21 protein-coding genes and 2 tRNA genes are annotated in these 21,344 nt (G+C 56.8%); 11 read left to right on the plus strand and 12 right to left on the minus strand.

What is annotated here, in order from left to right; genetic code table 11:
• The first annotated feature begins 213 nt into the window (after positions 1 to 213).
• From rpmH to yidC, 4 genes are all read left to right on the plus strand, one after another.
• On the plus strand, positions 214 to 348 hold the full coding sequence (gene rpmH, locus A7P99_RS03670; protein ID WP_003824630.1) for a 50S ribosomal protein L34: 135 nt from the start codon (positions 214 to 216) through the stop codon (positions 346 to 348).
• Between the two features lie 2 nt (positions 349 to 350).
• Complete coding sequence (gene rnpA, locus A7P99_RS03675) at positions 351 to 692, plus strand: ribonuclease P protein component (RefSeq protein WP_067686503.1); 342 nt, start codon at positions 351 to 353, stop codon at positions 690 to 692.
• Positions 686 to 898 (plus strand): membrane protein insertion efficiency factor YidD, encoded by a 213-nt coding sequence (gene yidD, locus A7P99_RS03680; RefSeq protein WP_067448313.1) that lies wholly within the window; start codon positions 686 to 688, stop codon positions 896 to 898. Before rnpA ends, yidD begins: the two co-directional genes overlap by 7 nt.
• Positions 899 to 999: 101 nt before the next feature.
• Positions 1,000 to 2,631: a membrane protein insertase YidC gene (gene yidC / locus A7P99_RS03685; RefSeq protein WP_067448311.1), complete on the plus strand. Its 1,632-nt coding sequence runs from the start codon at positions 1,000 to 1,002 to the stop codon at positions 2,629 to 2,631.
• Between the two features lie 501 nt (positions 2,632 to 3,132).
• Here the strand turns inward: yidC and A7P99_RS03690 are convergent.
• From A7P99_RS03690 to A7P99_RS03710, 5 genes are all read right to left on the minus strand, one after another.
• Positions 3,133 to 5,004 carry an ABC transporter ATP-binding protein gene (locus A7P99_RS03690; RefSeq protein WP_067686505.1) on the minus strand — a complete coding sequence of 624 codons (1,872 nt, stop codon included), beginning with the start codon at positions 5,002 to 5,004 and terminating at the stop codon, positions 3,133 to 3,135.
• Positions 5,005 to 5,619: 615 nt separating this feature from the next.
• Positions 5,620 to 6,486, minus strand: coding sequence for a tellurite resistance methyltransferase TehB (gene tehB / locus A7P99_RS03695; protein WP_067686506.1), 867 nt, complete (start codon positions 6,484 to 6,486; stop codon positions 5,620 to 5,622).
• 87 nt (positions 6,487 to 6,573) lie between these two features.
• Entirely contained in the window at positions 6,574 to 7,053 is a 480-nt protein-coding gene (locus A7P99_RS10405) for a pilin (protein WP_067442291.1), read from the minus strand.
• Positions 7,046 to 7,852: a hypothetical protein gene (locus tag A7P99_RS03705; RefSeq protein ID WP_067528037.1), complete on the minus strand. Its 807-nt coding sequence runs from the start codon at positions 7,850 to 7,852 to the stop codon at positions 7,046 to 7,048. The genes A7P99_RS10405 and A7P99_RS03705 overlap by 8 nt, the downstream gene beginning before the upstream one ends.
• A 75-nt stretch (positions 7,853 to 7,927) precedes the next feature.
• Positions 7,928 to 8,416, minus strand: a complete 489-nt coding sequence (locus tag A7P99_RS03710) for a pilin (RefSeq protein ID WP_067444307.1) — start codon at positions 8,414 to 8,416, stop codon at positions 7,928 to 7,930.
• A 106-nt stretch (positions 8,417 to 8,522) separates the two neighbouring features.
• Here A7P99_RS03710 and A7P99_RS03715 point away from each other — a divergent pair, with 106 nt between their 5' ends.
• The gene (locus A7P99_RS03715; protein WP_153705683.1) at positions 8,523 to 8,939 is read left to right on the plus strand and encodes a hypothetical protein; all 417 of its coding nucleotides are present in this window, start codon (positions 8,523 to 8,525) and stop codon (positions 8,937 to 8,939) included.
• Positions 8,940 to 8,994: 55 nt separating this feature from the next.
• On the opposite strand, the gene A7P99_RS03720 is transcribed toward A7P99_RS03715, so the two are convergent.
• The 5 genes from A7P99_RS03720 to tatA form a co-directional block, all read right to left on the minus strand.
• On the minus strand, positions 8,995 to 10,824 hold the full coding sequence (locus tag A7P99_RS03720) for a PglL family O-oligosaccharyltransferase (RefSeq protein WP_067686511.1): 1,830 nt from the start codon (positions 10,822 to 10,824) through the stop codon (positions 8,995 to 8,997).
• Entirely contained in the window at positions 10,821 to 11,003 is a 183-nt protein-coding gene (locus A7P99_RS03725; protein ID WP_067528032.1) for a hypothetical protein, read from the minus strand. The genes A7P99_RS03720 and A7P99_RS03725 overlap by 4 nt, the downstream gene beginning before the upstream one ends.
• 147 nt (positions 11,004 to 11,150) lie before the next feature.
• Positions 11,151 to 11,900: a twin-arginine translocase subunit TatC gene (tatC, locus tag A7P99_RS03730; protein ID WP_067528030.1), complete on the minus strand. Its 750-nt coding sequence runs from the start codon at positions 11,898 to 11,900 to the stop codon at positions 11,151 to 11,153.
• Entirely contained in the window at positions 11,897 to 12,373 is a 477-nt protein-coding gene (tatB, locus tag A7P99_RS03735) for a Sec-independent protein translocase protein TatB (RefSeq protein WP_067528028.1), read from the minus strand. Before tatB ends, tatC begins: the two co-directional genes overlap by 4 nt.
• 3 nt (positions 12,374 to 12,376) lie before the next feature.
• Positions 12,377 to 12,586, minus strand: coding sequence for a Sec-independent protein translocase subunit TatA (gene tatA / locus A7P99_RS03740; protein ID WP_067528026.1), 210 nt, complete (start codon positions 12,584 to 12,586; stop codon positions 12,377 to 12,379).
• Between the two features lie 24 nt (positions 12,587 to 12,610).
• Here tatA and A7P99_RS09960 point away from each other — a divergent pair, with 24 nt between their 5' ends.
• Both A7P99_RS09960 and recC read left to right on the plus strand, forming a co-directional pair.
• Entirely contained in the window at positions 12,611 to 12,958 is a 348-nt protein-coding gene (locus A7P99_RS09960; RefSeq protein ID WP_153705682.1) for a hypothetical protein, read from the plus strand.
• Between the two features lie 155 nt (positions 12,959 to 13,113).
• On the plus strand, positions 13,114 to 16,374 hold the full coding sequence (gene recC / locus A7P99_RS03745; RefSeq protein ID WP_067528104.1) for an exodeoxyribonuclease V subunit gamma: 3,261 nt from the start codon (positions 13,114 to 13,116) through the stop codon (positions 16,372 to 16,374).
• 64 nt (positions 16,375 to 16,438) lie between these two features.
• On the opposite strand, the gene A7P99_RS03750 is transcribed toward recC, so the two are convergent.
• Complete coding sequence (locus A7P99_RS03750; RefSeq protein ID WP_067448285.1) at positions 16,439 to 17,209, minus strand: YggS family pyridoxal phosphate-dependent enzyme; 771 nt, start codon at positions 17,207 to 17,209, stop codon at positions 16,439 to 16,441.
• A 231-nt stretch (positions 17,210 to 17,440) separates the two neighbouring features.
• Here A7P99_RS03750 and A7P99_RS03755 point away from each other — a divergent pair.
• The 3 genes from A7P99_RS03755 to dusA all read left to right on the plus strand — a co-directional run bounded on the left by A7P99_RS03755 (position 17,441) and on the right by dusA (position 18,651).
• Positions 17,441 to 17,516: transfer RNA gene (locus A7P99_RS03755), tRNA-Asn, on the plus strand.
• A gap of 2 nt (positions 17,517 to 17,518) precedes the next feature.
• Positions 17,519 to 17,594: transfer RNA gene (locus A7P99_RS03760), tRNA-Lys, on the plus strand.
• Positions 17,595 to 17,649: 55 nt separating this feature from the next.
• The gene (dusA, locus tag A7P99_RS03765) at positions 17,650 to 18,651 is read left to right on the plus strand and encodes a tRNA dihydrouridine(20/20a) synthase DusA (protein WP_067686514.1); all 1,002 of its coding nucleotides are present in this window, start codon (positions 17,650 to 17,652) and stop codon (positions 18,649 to 18,651) included.
• 174 nt (positions 18,652 to 18,825) lie between these two features.
• Here the strand turns inward: dusA and yccS are convergent, their stop codons facing one another.
• Positions 18,826 to 21,021, minus strand: a complete 2,196-nt coding sequence (yccS, locus tag A7P99_RS03770) for a YccS family putative transporter (RefSeq protein WP_067686699.1) — start codon at positions 21,019 to 21,021, stop codon at positions 18,826 to 18,828.
• Between the two features lie 114 nt (positions 21,022 to 21,135).
• Between yccS and A7P99_RS09965 the strand changes: the two genes are divergently transcribed.
• Entirely contained in the window at positions 21,136 to 21,306 is a 171-nt protein-coding gene (locus A7P99_RS09965; protein ID WP_153705681.1) for a hypothetical protein, read from the plus strand.
• Positions 21,307 to 21,344: the final 38 nt, after the last annotated feature.

The raw sequence follows: 21,344 nt of genomic DNA on the forward strand, positions 1-21,344 counted from the left end.
GCTATTCTGAAAAGAATACAAGGGAAGCGGCAAAAGGTGTGCGGGGCACCACCGTATCTGGGTACGGTACGTACCGGTAGATTATACCTAAAACTCAGGAGGCAAACCAAGACAGGAGGAAAAGCGGCCCACAGCACGAACAGTTTGACAATTTCAGCAAAATCAGGTGTAATACATTGCTTTCTGATTTGAGATTATTCTACGGGAAACATCATGAAACGCACTTATCAACCCTCCGTTATCCGCCGCAAACGTACCCATGGTTTCTTGGTCCGCTCCAAAACACGCGGCGGCCGTGCCGTGTTGGCTGCTCGTCGCGCCAAAGGCCGTAAACGTTTGGCCGTGTAACAGTGGATTACTGTTTCGGCAAACCATACCGCTTACTGAAAACGGATGATTTCTCATCCGTTTTTGCTTTACGCCGGCTGAAATCGCGGCCGGATATCCAACTGTGGCACAAGCCCAACGGGCTGGGACATCCGCGGCTGGGTTTGGTGGTGGCCAAGAAAACTGCCCTACGTGCCAACCGCCGCAATTATATGAAACGCACGCTGCGCGAATGGTTCCGTCTCAATCGGCACCATTTAGACAGCAGCGATTTGGTGATTCGTGTGCGCCGTCCCTTCGACAAGGCAGAGCGGCAGCAGGTGTTGGCACAGTTGGAACAGATTGTACCGAAAAAACCATGCTAGCCAAAATCCTGCTGGGGCTGATCCGGTTTTACCAATACGCAATCAGCCCGCTGCTGCCGCCGCGCTGCCGTTATCAGCCCACTTGTTCGCAATACGCCATTGAGGCGGTGAGCAAATACGGTGCACTCAAAGGCGGCTGGCTGGCAGCCAAGCGCATCGGCCGTTGCCATCCGTGGGGAGGCAGCGGTTACGACCCTGTGCCTTAAGCCTGCCTACGGTATTCGTACCGCATGGCGGCAGAATTCTCAGGTAGCCTGCATTGGAATGCAGACTGCCGTTTTCTCCTGTTTTCAAACGGAACCTGATTATGGAATCCAACAACGAATTGAAGCGGACGGTGGTTTTTGCCATTATCGCTATCCTGACCTTGATGGTTTGGAATTATTTCAATCCCCAGCCGCAACAGCCCGAACAGGCAGCCGCGCAGACGGAACAGCAAGCCGCCGCCCCCGTGGCCGGGAACGATTTGCCGCCCACCAAGCCGATTACCGTAAGCACCGACACGCTTAAAGCCGTAATCGATGAAAACAGCGGCGATTTGCGCGGGCTGGATTTACTCAAACACAACTCCGCCGGCGATGCCAGCAAAACCTTCACCCTGCTCTCCGACAACAACGAGCACAAATACTTGGTGCAATCGCTGTTGATCGACCAAAAAGGCAACTACCTGCTACAAGACAGCAGCTTCAAAGCCCCGCAAAACAGCTACACCCTCAATGGAGATACGCTGGAAGTGCGCTTGAGCGCACCAGAAACCAACGGCGTTCAGGTAGACAAAGTGTACACCTTCCGTAAAGGCAGCTACCTTATTGATGTACGGTTCGATATTACCAACCACACTGATACCCCGCTGAAGCTGGACGGCGTGTATCGTGTGCTGCGCGACAACAGCACGCCCGAGGGCAGCGGTTATTTCAACCAAACCTATGTCGGCCCAGTAGCCTACACGCCCGATGGTAACTTCCAAAAAGTGCCGTTTAAAGATTTGGACGACGACTTCGAGAGCAAACGTGATCGCGCCGATTACCAGCGCACCGCTACCAGCGGCTGGGTTGGCTTCACTCAGCACTACTTCACCACCGTATGGGTGTTACAGCCCAAAGATGGCAACAGCATCTGCCAAAACGGCAACTGCTTGCTCGATATCAAACGCCGCAGCGACAACCTTTACTCCGCTGGCGTGCGTATGCCGCTGCCCGCGATTGCTGCTGGCCAGAAACTGAGCGTGCCTGCCGAATTGTATGCCGGCCCGCAGGAATACGCCGTGATCAGCAAAGTGGCTGACCGCTTGGAGCTGGTGAAAGACTATGGCCGTACCCATGTGGTGGCCGCGCCGCTGTTCGGCTTGCTCAACTGGCTGCACAGTCTCATCGGCAACTGGGGCTGGTCCATCGTTTTGCTGACCATCATCGTCAAAACCCTGCTGCTGCCGCTCACCAACGCTTCTTACCGCTCCATGGCCAAAATGCGTGCCGTTGCACCTAAGCTGGAAATGCTGAAAAAACAGCACGGTGACGACCGTGCAGCGCTGCAACAGGCCATGATGAAGATGTATAAAGACGAGAAAATCAACCCTCTGGGCGGCTGCCTACCCATGCTGTTGCAGTTCCCCGTGTTTATCGGTCTGTATTGGGTGCTGCTCGCCTCTGTTGAGCTGCGCCAGGCCCCGTGGGGCTGGGTGGCTGACCTGGCTCGCCCCGACCCACTCTACATCCTGCCAATTCTGATGGCGCTGACCATGTATATCCAAACCAAACTCAGCCCACCACCGAGCGACCCGATGCAGGCCAAAATGATGAAAATCATGCCGCTGGCTTTTTCCGTGATGTTCTTCTTCTTCCCCGCCGGCCTGGTGCTCTACTATGTGGTGAACAACCTCTTGAGTATGGCGCAACAGTGGCTGATTAATCGGAAAATCAATGGTACCGCCAAGCTTTAAAGTGTAGCAGAAAATAGCAACAGCCCGAATCCACAAGGTTCGGGCTTGTTTTGTTATTGGCGTTGTGATAGATAAAACACTTATCTCCTCATACAGTGTTAGTTTGCCTTGTATGAAAATAAGTGCTTCAGCTATATAGTCGTTCCAAATAGGATGCGCGTCGGCTCTCCTGGCAGCATAGATTGCCGCCTTACCCTCATGCATGTTTGAAACAATTAGATTAGCGTGAATGATAAAGGGCGAATTCACTTTTCAGGCAGCCCGCCATAATGTAAATTGTCCTTAATAATTAAAAGGATAAATTTCATTTTCAACACGGCGTAAGGAGCACATCACGATCTCAAAGCCATCGGCTCAGCCGATCCACTGATGGTGCAAGTATCAAACGCACAATTTAAAGACAACATCAATATGAACGCGAATTAAAGCAAAATACGGCAAAAGGCTACCTGAAAATTTTCAGGTAGCCTTCCTTCATGTTTGTTCGACAGCCAGCAGGCTTTACTCCTTCTCAAGCGTCTGCCCTGCCTCCAGCTCTTTTACGTTGAGAAAGCCGCCGCTTTGATGTGCCCACAGGCTGGCATAGAGGCCACCTTTAGCCAAGAGTTCAGCGTGGTTGCCTTCTTCCACGATACGGCCTTTGTCGAGCACGATGAGGCGGTCCATGGCGGCGATGGTGGAGAGGCGGTGAGCAATGGCGATAACGGTTTTGCCTTCCATCATGGTGCCGAGGCTTTCTTGGATAGCGGCTTCCACTTCAGAATCGAGCGCGCTGGTGGCTTCGTCCAAAAGCAGAATCGGTGCGTCTTTGAGCATCACGCGCGCGATGGCGATGCGTTGGCGCTGGCCGCCGGAAAGCTTCACGCCGCGCTCGCCCACATGGGCATCGTAGCCTTTGCGGCCTTTGGCATCGGAAAGCTGGGGGATGAATTCGGCAGCTTCGGCACGCCGGGCGGCTTGCAACATGTCTTCTTCGGTAGCGTCGGGGCGGCCGTAGACGATATTGTCGCGCACCGAGCGGTGCAGCAGGCTGGTGTCTTGTGTGACCAGACCGATTTGGGCGCGCAGGCTTTCTTGGGTAACGCTATCGATATTTTGCCCGTCGATGCAGATTTGACCGCTCTGCGGCTCATAGAAACGCAATAGCAGATTCACAATGGTGGATTTGCCGGCACCGCTGCGGCCGATAAGGCCGACTTTTTTGCCGGGGCTGATGTGTAGGTTGAAGCCGTTAAGCAGGGGCTTGCCGGGCTCGTAGGAGAAATCAATGTGGTTGAAGCAGATTTCGCCTTTGTTCACCAACAGGGGCTTGGCATCGGGCTTGTCGAGGATGGTTTGCGGCTTGGAAAGCGTGCCCATGCCGTCGGCCACAGTGCCGATATTCTCAAATAGTCGGGCGGATTCCCACATGATGTATTGCGAGAGCCCGTTCACGCGCAGCGCCATGGCAGTGGCGGTGGCCACGGCGCCCACGCCCACCTGGCCATTGTGCCACAGCCAAATGCCGAGCACGGCAGTGGAAAGGGTGAGCGTGGTGTTTACTGCGGCACTGGCACTGTAGAGCAGGGTGGCCAGCCGCATTTGAGCGTGCACGGTTACCATAAACTCTTCCATCGAACGGCGGGCATAATCGGCTTCGCGTGCGCCGTGGGAGAAGAGTTTCACGGTGGCGATGTTGGCGTAGGCATCAGTAACGCGGCCGGTCATCAGTGAGCGGGCATCGGCCTGGCGGGCGGCGGTTTGGCCAAGCCGGGGAATCAGAAAGCGCATTACCAGGCTGAAGCCGATGAGCCAGCCCACAAAAGGCAGCAGCAGCCAGCTATCCAGCGCCACCAAAATCACGCCGGAAGTGATGAAATACACCAGCACATACATCACCATATCGGCGATGGTCATTACCGTATCGCGCACGGCCAGCGCGGTCTGCATCACTTTGGCCGACACGCGGCCGGCAAACTCGTCTTGATAAAAGCTGAGTGATTGGCCGAGCATCAGGCGGTGGAAATTCCAACGCAGGCGCATGGGGAATACGCCCTGCAATACCTGCAGGCGGATGGAGGAAGTGAAAAACGTCCAAATCACCAGCACCACCATCAGCACGCCCATGCCAACGAGTGCCAAGCCTTTTTCGGCAAACAGCGTCTCAGGCGTATAGCGGCCGAGCCAGTCGACGATTTTACCGATAAATTGAAACAGCAAGGCTTCGCCAATGCCGATACCGCCGGAGAGCAGCGCCAGCAGCACGAGCCAGCCGCGCACACCTTCGAGATTGCTCCAAATAAAGCCAAACAGCCCGTTGCGCGGGGTTTTCGGCTCGCTGGCTGGATAGGGATCAATGCGGTTTTCAAACCAGGAGAATAAACGGTTGAACATGGTGTGGTACTTTATATTTAAATAGAAATTTAGGTTTTAGCTTTAGCCGGGGCTGATGTTTGAGCTTCGTTGAAGCTCACGCTTTCAAGTAGCCTGTATGGTTGCGGCTACCTGAAAAATATGGCCGCCCGCTTGGTACGCAAGTATGGCCCCAAAGACGGTTATCATAGCAGAAACAGAAGGCTGGGCACAGAACGGAGTTAGGAAGCCGATAGATGTGGAGCGGCGGATCAGCAATATAATATGCAGCATTCCAGATAAGGGATGCCTGCAATAACAAACCATTCAGGCTACCTGAAAGCGAGGTTTCATCAAAGTTAAAACGAGCTTCGTAAGTTCCAGTGAAACTATAGTGGATTAAAATGAGAATGAGGCAAGGCGGCGAGCCGCAGATAGTGCAGGTAGTATGGTTAGGCGAGCCAACGCTGTAGCATTCTTAATTTTAATTCACTATAAAATTTCAGGTAGCCTTCACCGGCTGCCAAAGCTCTTCACCTCCTGTTGCATTAGATCGTCTTGCCATATGTCTTGCATGAAATAATTGCCTTGGCCATATGAACACAAAAGGCTACCTGAAACTTTCAGGTAGCCTTCCTCTTAATGCAGAATACAAAATTATTTACCGGGCTTCTTCGCCAACATCGTAACGAACTTCAACTGAATCGGCCGCCCTTGTGCATCGGTGGCGTGCAGCGAGCCCACAGCTTCTTCGTACTTCAGCAATTCCCAGCCGGCGTAATACTGCCGCAATTCGTCCTCTTTAAATGTGAACGAGAACGGCATATGGCAGGGATGGTCTGCCGTATCCATCGCCGACACAATCAAGTTATAGCCACTGGCACGAGTGTGCGCCTGCATATCGGCAATAATATCCGATACACGGCCGGCCTGGAGGAACATAAACACCACGGTGGAGAAGATAAAATCATAATCTTCGCCCAAGGCAGCAACGTTAATATCGTAAGCATCCGCCCGCAGCGGCAGCTGTTCGCGTGCAGCCATATCCAACACCGAGTCCACTGCTGCCGGGCTATGGTCTACAGCGTGCACATCATATCCGGCCAAGCTTAAAAACAACGCATTACGCCCCTGCCCGCAGCCTAAATCCAGCGTCTTGCACGGCGGCACGGATTGCACCGCTTCGCGGATAGCGGAATGTGTGGCGGTCATGCCATATTTTTTGTGGAAATAATCAGCTTTTTCACAATGAAATTCCAGCTGCATGGCAAAATCATCATCCAAAGGCTCCACTTTGTGCCAAGCTTGCGGGTAAATCGTCCACACCCCGTTTTCCGGCTGCAACACATGTTCTGCGATCACCGCACCGTTTTCCTTCAATTCATAAAACTTCAGCCACCCGCGCAATACGCGCAGCTTGCCATACGTACCAACCTGTGTGTTGTGCTGCGACAAAACTGCCTCCGGAATAGTGGTTTTATCCCATATCGGCATGGTTTTATAGCAGATGAGTTCGTTCATCATAATACTCCTTCTCAAAAGTAAAAAATTGGAACGGACACACAATATATCCGTTCCAAAGTATCTCTTCAAATTCAGCTATAGAAACCACTATCCCCTGCACGAAGCCGGCAAGAAATTTAGCTTGCCGCTTAATGATGCTCCGGGTGAGCATTTCCAGCCATGCACCGGCTGATGCGTTCCCACCAAGAAATCCGCCGTCTGCATAGCAGTGCCGTCCGGCCTGAGCGGAGTAAGCAAAATTTTACCGCCGGTGAGTTCGTGGATATTCTGCAAAGTAACGGTGATTACCCCTTTATCATCCGTTTCAATGGCAGCCACATACTGGCTTACCCCACCGCTTCCTTCGCAACCAAACCCTTGGTTTAACACGTCTGCTGTTACACCTGTGTTCGCCACTTCAGAAATGGTATTTTTGCAACGCGACGAAGCTTGGATGGCTTCGGAAACTTTCGCCCGGCCTGTGTAGTTATTATAAAAAGGGATGGCCAACGCCGTGAGGATACCGATGATTGCAATCACAATCATCAGCTCAATCAAAGTGAAACCGTTTATTTTTGTATTATGCATTATTTTTTCCTGAATCAATAAAGCCATCTATCGGCAAGTAACCCACAATTTCCCCCTGTTTATTCAAGAGGGCGATCCATTCTTTATTTTTATCGCTGGTAAATGGCAGATAATAGGCTTCTGCCTCAGGCAGATTAATCTCTGCCAATTTTTGCTTGATAGCAGCCTGTTGTGCCGCCCTATGCTGAATTAAGTGCCTCACCGGTTTCATGGCCGCACTCACATCGGCAGTTTCTTTAGCCGCATCCAGCGGCAGCCACAAATTAGGCCGCGCCACCGGCTCGATACCGCCTAAAGACAATAACACGCTATCCTGCATTTCTTCCGGCGGAATGGCAGCCAAGCTGATTTGCTCTACACCATATAAAGGCAGAGAACGCATATTTTCCGGCGCTTTGGCCAAATCTTCATCGCTGAGCTGGGCGGCGGTAACCACAGTGAAGCGGTCGTGGTCGAACGCATAATGCACCGGCCGAGCCAAATGCACGGTATGAATGCCGTAAGACAAGGCTCCAAGCTGGATGGCAATCACCAAGGCAAAATCCACGCAGGTTTCCCTTTTGGATTTTTTCGGATTGGCTAAAATCAAAGTGAGCAGCGGGCCGCACACCACATCAATCCCCACCATCATCAGCAGCAAGTGCAGGCCGCCAAGCATTTCCGAATAAGGATACGGATATAAAAACTTTACCACCAGCCAGGCAGCCAAACCGGCCAATGCCGCGCTACCGAGCAAATGGAAAGAAGCCAGGCGCAGGGCAAAACGCCAGCGCGGCACAGGGATTATGGATTCACTCATAGATACGCTCCGCTGCAATACTCATACAAACTAGAAAAAGAGCAGCCTAGGCTGCTCTTTTTTGCTACGCATCAATTAGCCGCGGCAAGAAGAAGGAGTGTATTTTTTCTCACCGTCGAAGTTGCATACCCAGCCTTTAACCGGTTTGTTAGCGGGTGCAACAAAGTCACCTGATTGCATAGCAGTAGTCTTAGCATCGTCAGAATACGGAGTCAGAGTAATTTTCTTACCGTCAACTTTAGCATTGATGTTTTGAGCTTCTACAGTGATGGCACCATTAGCATCAGTGGTGATTTCTTTCACATACTGGCTGCTGGCAGTAGTAGTAGAACCAGCTTCACCACAGCCCCAGCCGTTAGCAGCAGGAGCGGCGCGCAGACCAGAGTCAGCAGCTTCTTGGATAGTGGTGCGGCAGGTAGAACCGGCCAATACTACTTCGCCCATTTTGGCGCGAATGGTGTAGTCTTGGTAAGCCGGCAGAGCCAGAGCAGCCAAGATACCGATAATGGCGATAACGATCATCAACTCGATCAGGGTAAAACCTTTTTGTACTTGTTTCAACATGACATTTTCCTTTAATAAAATGGAACTTAAAATAAACCGAATCTTTCGATCCGGGAACTTCAACCAAAAGAAGGAGACAACTAAAAAACTTCGTTTTCGGCTAGGCTTGTTTGCCGTCACCACGAGAAACATAAAGCAACGGCTGTGCCAAAAAACAAAAAAACCGTTTTATTTATTTTATAAATATATGTTTTTAAATTATTTTTTGTTTTATTTTAATTTAAGAAACCAGCCTATGCGGTTGTTCTGCGCAACTGGCGAATCTGCAAAACTGACATTTATCGTCAGTTTTTGGCCCGCTATTTCGCACAGATTGCCGTTTTATGGGTTTCATGGCCTGCCAATTTATGTTGGCTGCTATGTTGAGCAGCGGTTTTTGGCATTTTTACTATATTCATCCGTATTCGACGGCGTGACCACACCGCCCTACGGTATAGATGAAGGTAAGGCGGCATTGTTATGCCGCCCGCCGTTTGGCAGAAGGAGGATTAGCTTCACAGAAACTCAGCTTCGGCCTTGCTGAAACATCGTTCTGGCGCAATCCGCCTCGCTCATTTTCAGGTAGCATCCCCCCCGCATCACACCCCACTGCCGCTGTTGCCAGCAGGGGCGGGAGCGTTGCCGCAGGTGAGGTTGCCGGCGACCTGGGGCATGGTTTGCACATAGCGTTGGCACTGCTCACGCAGGGGCTGCACCACTTCGGGCGCGGCACGGAAAGCGGCGGTGATGCCGAGCAGGCCGGGCATTTGTTTGGGGTAGTAGCGACCCATGTTCACCAGCCAATCGGCAGCTTCGCTCGGGTGGCCGTCTTGCTCCAAATAGAAGGCACGCACAGCGGTGTTGGCATAGGGGCGGAACAGGCTGGCACGCAGGGCGGCATCACGACCCCACTCGGGCAGCGGGCGCAGCCAATCCACTTTGCGGATTAAGCCCATCTGCGCGTAATACTTGAGGAAATAGTGTTTGCTTTCCAGCTCGCGCAGAGTGTCCACTTGCTTGTATTGCGGATAGTTTTCGGTGGGATTGGCGTAGGCGAACACCAAGCGGTGGTAGGCAAAGCCGTATTGCACAATGATGGCGGCCGCCAGCGTGGCAAAGGCCATGCCGAAACGTTGCGGCCACTTGCCGGCCTGCACGATATACCAGCCGGGCGCTTTGGCCGGCGTGAGGCTCATCATCACGGCAAACGGCGTGAGGAAATACACATACCACAGCGGATATTCCAACAGGCTGTGGCATAGCGACACGGCCATCAAAGCCAGCATCAACGCCGAAGACGCGCCCAATCCCTTTTTCAGGTAGCCCTTGGCCACCGCCAGCCAGCCGCCGAACACCAAGATGGCACCCACCACGCCCATCTCGGCCAAGATTTCCAGCATGCTGTTGTGGCTGTGGGTAAACAACACGCCCACGTCATAATTGCGAAACTCCGAGCCGCGCATGGCCAGCGCGAAACTCTCGTGCGCATAGCCCTGCCAGCCCACGCCCAGCCACGGATGCTCGGTAAACACCGTCCACGCCTTCGCCCATTCCGAAGCACGCCCCGGGCTGGCCGCATCGCCCGACACCAAACGCCCCACGCCCGAAGACTGCACATCAGGAGCCAGCCACGTATCCACCAGCCAAGGCATAATCAACTGCGCCGCCAGCACGCCCAGCACCAACAGCCCCGTCAGCGCACACCAACGGCGCAGTGGGCGGCCGCCCAGCACATACAATAGCGGCAACAGCAGCAGCAAGGCGCCCACATACACCATAATCGTGCGCGACGTAATCACTCCGATCACCTGCAGCAAAAACACCACCAGCGCCAACGCAATCAGCCCCGGCAGCCGCCGTCTACTCCACAGGTAGCCCAGCGCGAGCACGCCCCACATCATGTAGTGCCCCAAATGATTGCGCTGCCCCACCTGGCCAAACACAAAATACTTCTGCGGCGCGCGCATCATCCCCGGCAGCCAGGCAGTGTGGCCGATAAACTGAAACACGCACACCAAGCCCTGCAACACCGCCCCGCAAAGCAGCGCCCAGGCAAAAATTTCCACCACCCTGTCCTGCCCCAGCCGGGCTACCTGAAGCCGGCAGGCCCACGCCAGCAGCGCCATCACGCAAAACACCGCCGCCGTCAAATCCGACATTTCCGGATACGGCAACCGCAAAATCCGCGCCTGCACCAGCCAAAATCCCGCCAGCAGCACAAAAAACACCATCGCCCCCGGCAGCCGCGCGCGCGCCGGATTGCGCCACAGCGTGAGCAGCGCAAATAAAGCGGCAAACAGCAGCGAGCCGCTCTCAATAAACCAGCCGCCCTGCGGCCCCGTGCGCCAAGACGACAAAAACGGCACCACCGCCATCAGCGCCATGCCCAGCCACACCACCCAACTTTCTTTCAACCGTTCCCACATCATGCCCGCTCCTTCTTGCCCGCACGCATAAACACCGGGCACAACACAAAAAACCCGAGGCCAAAGCCACCGCCGCACAAACGCAGCGGCGCCAGCCACAACTCCCAAGCCAGGGAAAAGAAAATCAGCGCAAACAGGCTGCACACAGCCGCGCGGTAGGCAAAAGATTGCGAAATCGGCATTGCTTGTTCAAATTAAAAAAGAATTGGATTGAATCAATAAAGAGGCTACCTGAAACCAGTAAAGGCAGGTTTTACACCCGCCTGCTGCAATGGAAAGGCTACCTAAAAATGCAAATGAAGAGTTTAGCCTCGCTAAAACCGACGTTTTCAGGTAGTCTCATCTGCTTCCACAGTTTCCGCCGCCTCTGCATTCGGCTTAAACAGCCGGCACATCAGCAAGCTAGCCTCATACAGCGCAATCAGCGGCACCGCCAGCAGAAACTGCGAAATCACATCCGGCGGCGTCACAATCCCCGCCACCACAAACGCCACCACCACCACATAAGGCCGCGCCGTTTTCAGCGCCGCGAGCGATACCGCCCCCATCCGATACAGCAGCACCACCAACACCGGCAGCTCAAACGCCATACCGAAAGCCACAAACATCCCCAACACGAAGGAAAGGTAGCGGTCGATGTCCGTCATCATGCTCACCCCTTCCGGCGTGGCCGAGGCAAACACTTTAAACACTAGCGGGAACACCAAAAAATAGCAAAACGCCATCCCCGCAAAAAACAGCCCCACGCTCGAAAGCAACAGCGGCAGCACCAACCGTTTCTCGTGCCGGTAGAGCGCCGGCGCCACAAACGCCCACAGCTGGTAGAGCGTATGCGGCAGCGACACCAAAAACGCTGCCATCAGCGCCACCTTCAGCGGCACAAACACCGGCGCAACCACATCAATCGCCTGCATATGCGCCCCCGGCGGCAGGCTCGCCATTAAAGGTTTGGCCACCAGCGCATACAGCCGGTTGGCAAACGGCACCGCCGCAAATAAGCATAGCAGCAACACCGCCGCCACCCAAATCAGGCGGCGGCGCAATTCCTTCAAATGCTCCACCAAAGGCTGCGCGTTCATCTGCCCCTCCCCGCCTGTTTGCGCACCCGCAAACGCGGCCGCACTCGCACGCGCGACTGCAGCTTGCGCCGGCGCGCGCGCGAGCGCTGCCCCAGCGAAGGCGTGTGAAAGCCCGGGGCATGGGGCGTATCCCGCAGGGTGGGCAGGCCGTCTTCATCCAAGCCGAAATCCGCCGGCGTGCGCTGCGGCGGCAAACGCTCCCAGGCCGGCACATCCGGCGCGGCCGACGAACGCAAATGCTGCATTTCCTGGCGCAACTCGTTGGCCGTATCCGCCAGCGTTTCCTGCATCCGGCGCAAATCCGCCATATCCGCGTGCTGTGCCAGCTCCGCCTTCAGGCTGCCGGCCAAATGTTGGAGTTTGCCCGCCATCCGCCCGGCAGCCCGCGCCGCCTGCGGCAGCCGTTCCGGCCCCAGCACCACCAGCGCCGCCAGCGCTGCCAGCAGCATCTCGCTGAACGCGAAATCAAACATCGCCTATTCGCCCGGCTTCTCTTCTTTATGCTCAATAACCTGCTTGGGCGCAGCCGTTTCGCTCTCGCCCCCGCTGCCTTCATTTAAGCCCTTTTTAAAATCGTGAATTGCCCCGCCGAGGTCTTTGCCCACATTGCGCAGCTTCTTCGTGCCGAAAATCAGCACCACCACAATCAAAATCACCAGCCAATGCCAGCCGCTTGAAATACCCATCATTCTTTCCTTTCAATCTGTTCAATGGCAGACCCTGGGCTACCTGAAATAAGTACAACAGGTTTTGCTAAAACACCCGTTCCGGCTGAATTAAACAGCACCGCCGCCAGCCCGAAGGGCAGCCGCGATTGTAACAGCGGGCGCGGCAAACCGAAAGAACGGCGCGGCGGGCGGATGGTATTGCAGCGTAGCAGTAAGCAAGCTGCAAGTGTCGGGCAAGTCATGCCGTGCCAATTTCAGGTAGCCCTTGTTAGGGCTGCGGGCAGGTATCAAGCACATTCCTACGGGGTTTCAGGTAGCCTGCAAGATGGCGGGCTGCAAGTCATCCCGTCGGAACGGTTTTATCCTGCCAACCTGAATGAGGCTACCTGAAAACGGGTGGTAACCCAAAAGCTGACTTTGCCTGCCACCATGTATTCCGTCAATCCCGCCATCGCCATTTCAGGTAGCCTTCCACCGCGCCGCCAAACCCGGCTGTTCGCTATATAATGTCGATTCCTTCTTAATTGTTTACTCCCGCCCGCGCCATGCTCCACCTTTATTCTTCCAACCGCCTAGAATTCCTTGCCGAAACCGCCGTTGCACTGATGCAGACTGCGCCGCCGGAAGCGGTGTTTGCGCCGGAGGAAATCGTGGTGCAGAGCCAGGGGATGCGCCGTTATCTCAACCACTATTTGGCCGAGCGCAGCGGCATTGCGGCCAATTTGAATTTCAGCCTGCCGGCGGCACTGAGCTGGCAGCTCACGTGCCGCTTCCTGCCGGATGCGCCGCGCCTGAACCCGTTTGCGCCGGAAGTGTTGCGCTGGCGGCTGCTGCCGCTGCTGGAAAGTGCCGACTCGGCCTTGCCCGCAGTGTTGCAGGGCTACCTGAAAAGCAGTACGGCGGCGGCTTATCATTTGGCGGGGCGGCTGGCGGACGTGTTCGACCAATATTTGGTGTACCGCCCGCATTGGCTCGCACAATGGGAGCAGGGCAAGCTCAACGGTTTGGGCGCAGACGAAGCCTGGCAGGCCGCGTTGTGGCGCACGCTCGCCGCCGACACCCCCGCCGCCCACCGCGCCGCGCAGCACGAACGGCTGCTGGCCGCGCTGAATCCGGCGCGCCTGCCGCAGCGTTATTTGGCGTTCGGCATTTCCACGCTGGCGCCGGTGTATCTGGATTTGTTACAGGCCCTGGCCGAGCACACCGATGTGCACCTGTTCGCGGTTAATCCCAGCCAGCAATACTGGGGCGACATCCAAAGCCCGAAACGGCTGGCCGTACAGGCCGAACCCGCAGCCGAAGAAGCCGGCCACCCGCTGCTCTCCTCGCTGGGCAAACAGGGGCGCGACTTTTTCGACCGCCTAGCCGTGAGCACCCGCGCCATGGAGCAGGTGGAACTCTTCCCCGCGCCGCCCGAATCGCCCAGCCTGCTGCAACGCTTGCAGGCCGATATCCAGCTGTTGAGGCTACCTGAAAAAGGCAGCGCGCAGATGGACGGCAGCATCGTGATCCAAGCCGCCCACAGCCCCCTGCGCGAGCTGCAAATCCTTAAAGAACACCTGTTGCGCCGTTTGGCGGACAAGCCCGAGCTGCAGCCGCACCACATCGCTGTACTCACCCCCGCCGTGGAAGACTACCTGCCCTTCATCCGCGCCGTATTCGGTGAAGCCGCGCCCGGCAGCCGCGCCCTACCGTATTCCGTGGCCGACGTGCGCCTCAGCCGCAGCCAGCCCTTGATGCTGCTGGCCGAGCAGCTCATCGCCCTGATGCAAAGCCGCTTTGAAACCGAACGCCTGCTGCCCCTACTCGATGCCCAAGCGGTGCGCCGCCATTGGCAGATTGATGAAACCGATGCCGAATTCCTGCGCCGCAGCGTGGCCGAACTCAACGTACATTGGGGCGCGGATGCCGAAATGCGCGCTGAGCACGGCGGCAGCGGCAAAGCCTTCACTTGGCAGCAGGCCGCCGAACGCAGCGTGCTGGGCTGGCTGCTACCTGAAGGCGAAGATACGCTGTGGCAGGGCGTACACCCCTGGCCGGCCGATTTTGCCCGCCAGCCTGCTCAAGCCGCTTGGTTCGTATTGCTGGGCAAACTGCGCGAGCACCACCGCCGCTGGCAAAGCCCCACATCCATCGAAGGCTGGATCGAACGTTTCCGCGCCCTCTTGACCGATGCCGCGGGCGATACCCCCGCCGAAGCCGACCAAGCCGCCTGGCAGCAAATCAGCCAGGCCTTGGCCGCATGGCAGGAAGAAGCCGCGCTGGCAGGTTATGCCGCGGCCCTGCCGCCCGACACCGCCTGCCAGCACCTGTGCCGCTTCTTCGGCCAAAGCAGCGAAGCCGCCTTTTTGCGCGGCGGCATCACCTTCTGCAGCATGGTGCCCATGCGCAGCCTGCCGTTCGACACTGTGTGCCTGCTCGGCCTGAACGACGGCAAATACCCGCGCCAAACCCCCGCCCCTGCCTTCGACCTCATCGCCCGCCACCCCCAATCCGGCGACCGTTCCCGCCGCGACGACGACCGCTACCTGTTCCTCGAATCCCTGCTCAGCGCGCGCAGCCACCTCTATCTGTCCTACATCGGCCGCGACCACCTCAAAGACGAAGCCCAAGCCCCCTCGCCGCTACTGAGCGAACTCATCGACACGCTGGCACAAATGGCCGGCCAGAGCAGCGCCGATTTCGCCGCCGCCCATGTGCGCCAACATCCCCTGCAAGCCTTTTCCACCCGCTACTTTGCCCCGCAAGTAGATGGGGAAAATTCAGTCGGCCTCAGCGAAAACGGGCTTTCAGGTAGCCTAGCCGGCCTCCGCCAAGACTACGCCCAAGCCCTCAACCAGCCCGCCGCCGAAGCTGTACCCTTTATCAGCGATACCCTGCCCGAAGCCGCAGCCGAGCCCGCCGTATCGCTCGACAGTTTCCTAAACTTCTGGAGCAACCCCGTGCGCTATTGGTTGCGCCACACCCTGCAATGGAAAGGCCCCTATGCCGACCGCCCCGCCGATTCCGCCGAGCCCTACGCCATCGAGCGCTCCGACGAAGTGAAACAGCGCTACCTCGATGCCCGCCGCCACTGCGAAGATTTCGCCCAAACCGAAGCCAAGCTGCAGGCCGACAGCCTCCTGCCCGCCGGCCTGCTCGGCGAAATCCTGCAAGAGCCTGAGCGCACCGCCGCCAAACAGCTCGATTCCGAACTGCTCGCCAGCCCGCGCGAGCCCGACTTCCCCTTCCGTTTCGAGCACGGCGGCCACACCCTCGTCGGCAGCCTCACCCACCTGCACCAGCACGGCCAAATCTTCTACCACGCCGCCGAACTCAAAGCCCCCGCCGAAATTAGGCTGTGGCTGCAACACCTTGTGTATTGCGCCGTCTGCCCGCAAGCACAAGCCACCCACCTCGTCTCCCTCGACAGCCCGCAAACCCTGCCTCCGCTGCCGCAAGCGGAAGCCGCCGAGCAACTTGCCCGCTGGTTCGACTACTACCTGCTCGGCCAACAACAGCCGCTGCCCTTCTTCCCCCGCACCAGCCTTGCCGCTGCCAAAGCCTGCACCGCCGAAGACCTCTCTGCTCAAGGGCTACCTGAAAAAGCCCTTACCGCCGCCCGCGGCAAATACCGCGACAGCCGCGACTACCCCGGCCAAAACCAAGACCCAGAAGTCGCCCAAGTATACGGCCGCGATGAAGACGAGCCGATTAACAGCCCCCTATTCGCCCGCCTCGTTTTAGAGCTGCTCGCCCCGCTGCATTTGTGGTTTGGCACAAAAGAAGGCAAAGGCAAAAAGCTGGCTGAAAACCTTTCCGTGTAACCGGAAGTTTTCAGGTAGCCTGTTTTGGCAGATAAATCCACCCTCGATACCAAGTCCCCCGGGGTTAGTCCGGCCTTTCCCCTTCCGGCCAATAATGGCTGTCCGGCAAAGCCCGTGCGCCGAAAATCGCCTGCCCCACCCGCACAATAGTTGCCCCCTCCTCAATCGCAATTTCAAAATCGCCCGACATGCCCATCGACAATTCGTCCATGCTCATTCCTGCCGGCAGGTTGCGGCGCAATTTGTCACGCAGTGTGCGCAGCAACACGAAACAGTCGCGTACTTTGCTGCGTTCGCTGGAAAGCAGCGCCAAAGTCATCAACCCCTTGATTTTCAGTTGATTGAACGGCACTAGCTGCCGCACAAACGGCACCACTTCCTGCGGTGCCAAACCATATTTGCTTTCCTCGCCTGACGTATTCACCTGTACCAGCACATCCAGCTCCCGCCCCTCCTGCATCAGGCGGTTGTTGAGCTGTTCGGCCACCCGCAGGCTGTCCAAAGCCTGAAACTCAGTGGCAAAGCGGGCAACATATTTGATTTTGTTGGTCTGTAAATGGCCGATAACCGACCATTCTATCGGCAAATCTGCCATCATCTCAGCCTTGCCCCACGCCTCCTGCACCTTGTTTTCGCCGAAATGGCGATAGCCCAGCCCGTAGGCCATGCGCAGCCGCCGCTCGTCCACCGTTTTGGTTACCGGCAACAGCCGCACCGATTCCTCCGGTCTGCCCGCACGGCAGCAGGCGGCACGGATTCTGTTTTCAATCTCGGCAAAATTGGCGGCCAATTCTTCAATGGTTTCGGCCTTGGCATAGTGGGGTTCGGTAAGCATCTCTTTTTTCTCCAAATTATAAAGTTAGCGTGCAGTCGGCATCATCTGCCGACCATCCGGATGAAACAGTCTAAAATTGTTGCAGAATAAATTATAAGCCTAAAGTCAACCACTTTCCTCCAAGAATCCCTCTTTGATTTCAATCAATTAGATTTTCCTTGCTTTTTTACCGCCTACTGCAAAATTTTTATTGACAATTTCCCGCTTCATCTCTACAATGCGCGCTTCCTTTCCCCGATAGCTCAGTCGGTAGAGCGACGGACTGTTAATCCGCAGGTCGCTGGTTCGAGCCCAGCTCGGGGAGCCAAAGGGTCGTTAGCTCAGTCGGTAGAGCAGCGGACTTTTAATCCGTTGGTCGAGCGTTCGAATCGCTCACGACCCACCAAATTTTAAAAAGCCTAAACATCCCGTTTAGGCTTTTTCTTTATCCTCTGCCCATCATGCCCGTTCGCCAAACCCTCCCCGCCCGCCGTTTATCTGTTGCTCCGATGCTGGACTGGACAGACCGGCATTATCGCTACATGGCACGCCAAATCAGCCGCCATGCCTGGCTCTACACCGAAATGATTCATGCCGGCGCCATCATCCATGGCCAGGCCGAGCGCTTTTTAGGCAAAGACGAAAGCGAAAACCCGGTTGCCCTGCAGCTGGGCGGCAGCAACCCGGCCGATTTGGCCAAGGCCGCCGCCATCGCAGCAGGCTGGGGCTATGACGAAATCAACCTCAACTGCGGCTGCCCCAGCCCGCGCGTACAAAAAGGCGCGTTCGGCGCCTGCTTGATGAACGAGGTGGATTTGGTGGCCGATTGCCTCAACGCCATGCAGGAAGCTACGCCCGATTGCGCCGTAACCGTGAAACACCGTATCGGCATCGACCGCCAAACCGAATACCAAACCGTATGCGACTTCGTGGGCACGCTCGCCGACAAAACCGCCTGCCGCACCTATATCGTCCACGCCCGCAATGCCTGGTTGGAAGGCCTTTCGCCCAAAGAAAACCGCGACGTGCCGCCCTTGAAATACGACTATGTTTACCGCCTCAAGCAGGATTTTCCCCAGTTGGAAATCATCATCAACGGCGGCATCAAAACCAATGACGAAATCGCCGAACACCTGCAACACGTCGATGGTGTGATGATTGGTCGCGAGGCCTACCACAACCCCATGTTGATGCAATCGTGGGACAGGCTGTTTTACGGCGAAGGGCTACCTGAAGCCGATTTCGACACCCTGATTCACGCACTCTACCTCTATATGCAGCGCTCGCGCGCTGCCGACCCGGGCCTCACCATCCGCCACATGCTGCGCCACTACCTCGGCCTGCTGCACGGCCGCAACCATGCCCGGGTGTGGCGGCAGATGCTCTCCGATGCCAGCCTGCTGCAAAGCAACCGCCCCGAATTGATTTTGGAAGCGTGGGAGAAAGTTTCCGCCGGGGTTTAACTGCATAAAAGGCTACCTGAAAACCCTATATAGCAACGCGGCTTCCGATGGAAGCCGCGTTTTAACTGCGTTGCAGTGGCACTTCATTGCACAAAAATCTGCTGTGTTCTGGCTTCGCAGAAACTCCGTTGAAGCTTACGCTTTCAGGTAGCCTTTTGCGGCGCGAAGCATTGCCTAACCGCTGGTGCCCGCTGCGGCTGCCTGCTGCGTTTCGGTTTGGGTGTCATCCGCGTCTTGCAAGGCTTGGTAGGCGGGGAGCAGGAGTTTAGCGATCAGGGAGAGCTGCTGCCAGAGGGTGTGGGCGTGGAGGCTGGCGCTGCTATCGGGACGCAGGGCGGTGAGTTGTTGGCGTAGGGCGCTGTAGGCTACCTGAAATTCGGCTTCGGTCAGGCCGGGCAGCTGTTCGAGCAGGCGGGCGGTTTCGTTAGCAGCCCGGGCAAAAGCGGCGTTGAAATCGGGCTCGATTTGGCCGGAGCTGAGGCGGCTGCGGTAGGCACCGAGGGCGGAGATATAGCCGTTGATGGCGTAAACGGTTTTGAGCAGGGTGAAGCCGCCGGGCAGGTGCGCGGCGTATTTTTTTGGCTCGCCGGACATGTCGGACAGGGTGCTGCTCAGCTGGGCGGCGCGTTCGTGGGCGCGGCGGCGTTCGATGCGGTAGGCGGCATCGTCGCAATGGCCGCCGTGTTGGAGCTGGTCGGTGATGCTTTTCAGGTAGCCTGCGTTGCCGGCCAAGGCGCGTTGGGCGGTGCGGGCGAGGGAAAGGTAACGCCAATCCGGCCAGAGCATGGATACGGCCCACCAGGCCAGCGCGCAGCCGACAATGGTATCGAGCAGCCGCCAAGGCAGAGCGTCGATGCCGTGCAGGCCGGCGATGTAGAGGTTGGTGATGGCTTGGATGGTAATAAAGAAGGTGGAGTAGCTGTATTTGTTGGTGCGGAAGAAAAAAAACAGGGTGCTGGAAGCGGCCACCACGGCCAATTGGGTGGCGAGCGAGGGGGTGAAATAGGGCAGCAGCGAGCCGACTGCCACGCCGGCCATCGTGCCGACCACGCGCTGGATAAGGCGGCTTTTGGTGGCGGAATAGTTGGGCTGGCACACGAATACGGCGGTAAGCAATACCCAATAGCCCATGGGTAGCTTGAGGCTTTCCACCAGGGCGATGCAGAGAAACACCACAATGGAGAGCCGCACGGAGTGACGGAATACGCCGGATTCAAAGCTGAGATGATGGCGCAGGATCTTGAGATGGCTGCGCCAGCTGCCGGCATCTTCGCGCACGATGCGGGTTTGCTCGCTGGCTTCGGTATAGCCCGCTTGCTCGCCGGCCAGGTGGGTGAGTTGGTAGTTGATGCCGTAGAGGTTGTCGATAAGGCGGCGCAGGCTGCGCGGGCTTTTGTCGGCTTGGGCAGCTTGGTGGTGCTGGAGCGAGCGGCGGATGCCTGCGGCCAGTTTGTCCAGCTTGGCATTGTCCGGCACCGTGCTGCCGCGTTGCAGGCTGTGCGCCACATCGCGGCAGGCCTGCGCCTGCCATTCGATCAGCCGCTGGATGCGGAAGATGAGGTCGCTGTGGCTGAGCTCGGCCACAAAACGGCGGTATTCGCCGATGTAGCTGGAGCTGGCGCGCTCGTGGATGTCTTGCGCGGCAAAGTAGTAGTGCAGCATGCGGGCGGTGCGCGGGTGGCGGTGCTGGCCGCGCATGCGGTAAAACAAGGCGCTGCGCACTTGGTTGAAGGCGGCGATTACTTTGCCGTTTTGCATGGCCAGCGCGATTTGCCGCTGTTCGAGCTGGTCGGTGTCGTCGGGGTCGAAAAATTGGGCTTTGATGTCGAGATAGCCCGCCAGCTCAGTATAGGCGGCGGCCATGCTGTCTTGCACGGGGCGGTGCGGCAAAATAAGATGCAGCAGCAGGGTGTTGCCGCTGTAGAGCAGCGTGCCGCACAAAATAAGCAGGGTGTTGGCATACCAAACCATGCTGTGGTTGATGGTGAGGATGGTGTAGAGCGCCACCACCAGCGTGCCGAAGGAGACGGTGCGGTAGCGCAGGCTGATGGCGCCGGACAGGGTAAACACGAAGGTGAGCAGCGTCATCGCGGGCAGAAACAGCAGCGGCTGGCCGAACGTAAATTGCACGGTGAGCGAGGAAACGCTGAAGGCGGCAATGGTGGAGAGCAGGTTTTGGATGCGGCCGGTGAGGCGGTTGTCTAAATCCACCAGGCCACCGGCAATCACACCGAGCACCAACGGCATACACATCAGCGGCTTCTGCCAATACCACACGGCCAGCACGGCCATGCATACGCTAACCAGCATCGGCAGCGCGGCCAGCACGCGCGCGGAAAGCCATTTGAGCCGGGATGGGATAAGGGGCATGATGGAATAAATCAAGGATGAGTGGGAAAGGGTGCTATTTTAGCGCAGGCGGGCGCGGCATGATACGGGCTGCACCTTCGGCAGCGGGGCAGGGTTTTCAGGTAGCCTTGAAATATGGAACACGAGCACCCCTATTGTATTTTGTTCGTGCCGCAGCAAGTATGCCCGCTTTCTTTTGTGGCAGAGAAGGCGAACGGCAGGCTACCTGAAAGCAAAGTTTCAATAAAGCTCCAACCGTGCAGGCAGTTTCAGGTAGCCTTGGGTATGCACGAAGGGGATACCTGAAAAACGAAAGATTATCTTGTTGATACAGTGCAATCTGC

This window comes from Eikenella sp. NML120348 (genome assembly GCF_001648435.1).
GTDB classification, from domain to species: domain Bacteria; phylum Pseudomonadota; class Gammaproteobacteria; order Burkholderiales; family Neisseriaceae; genus Eikenella; species Eikenella exigua.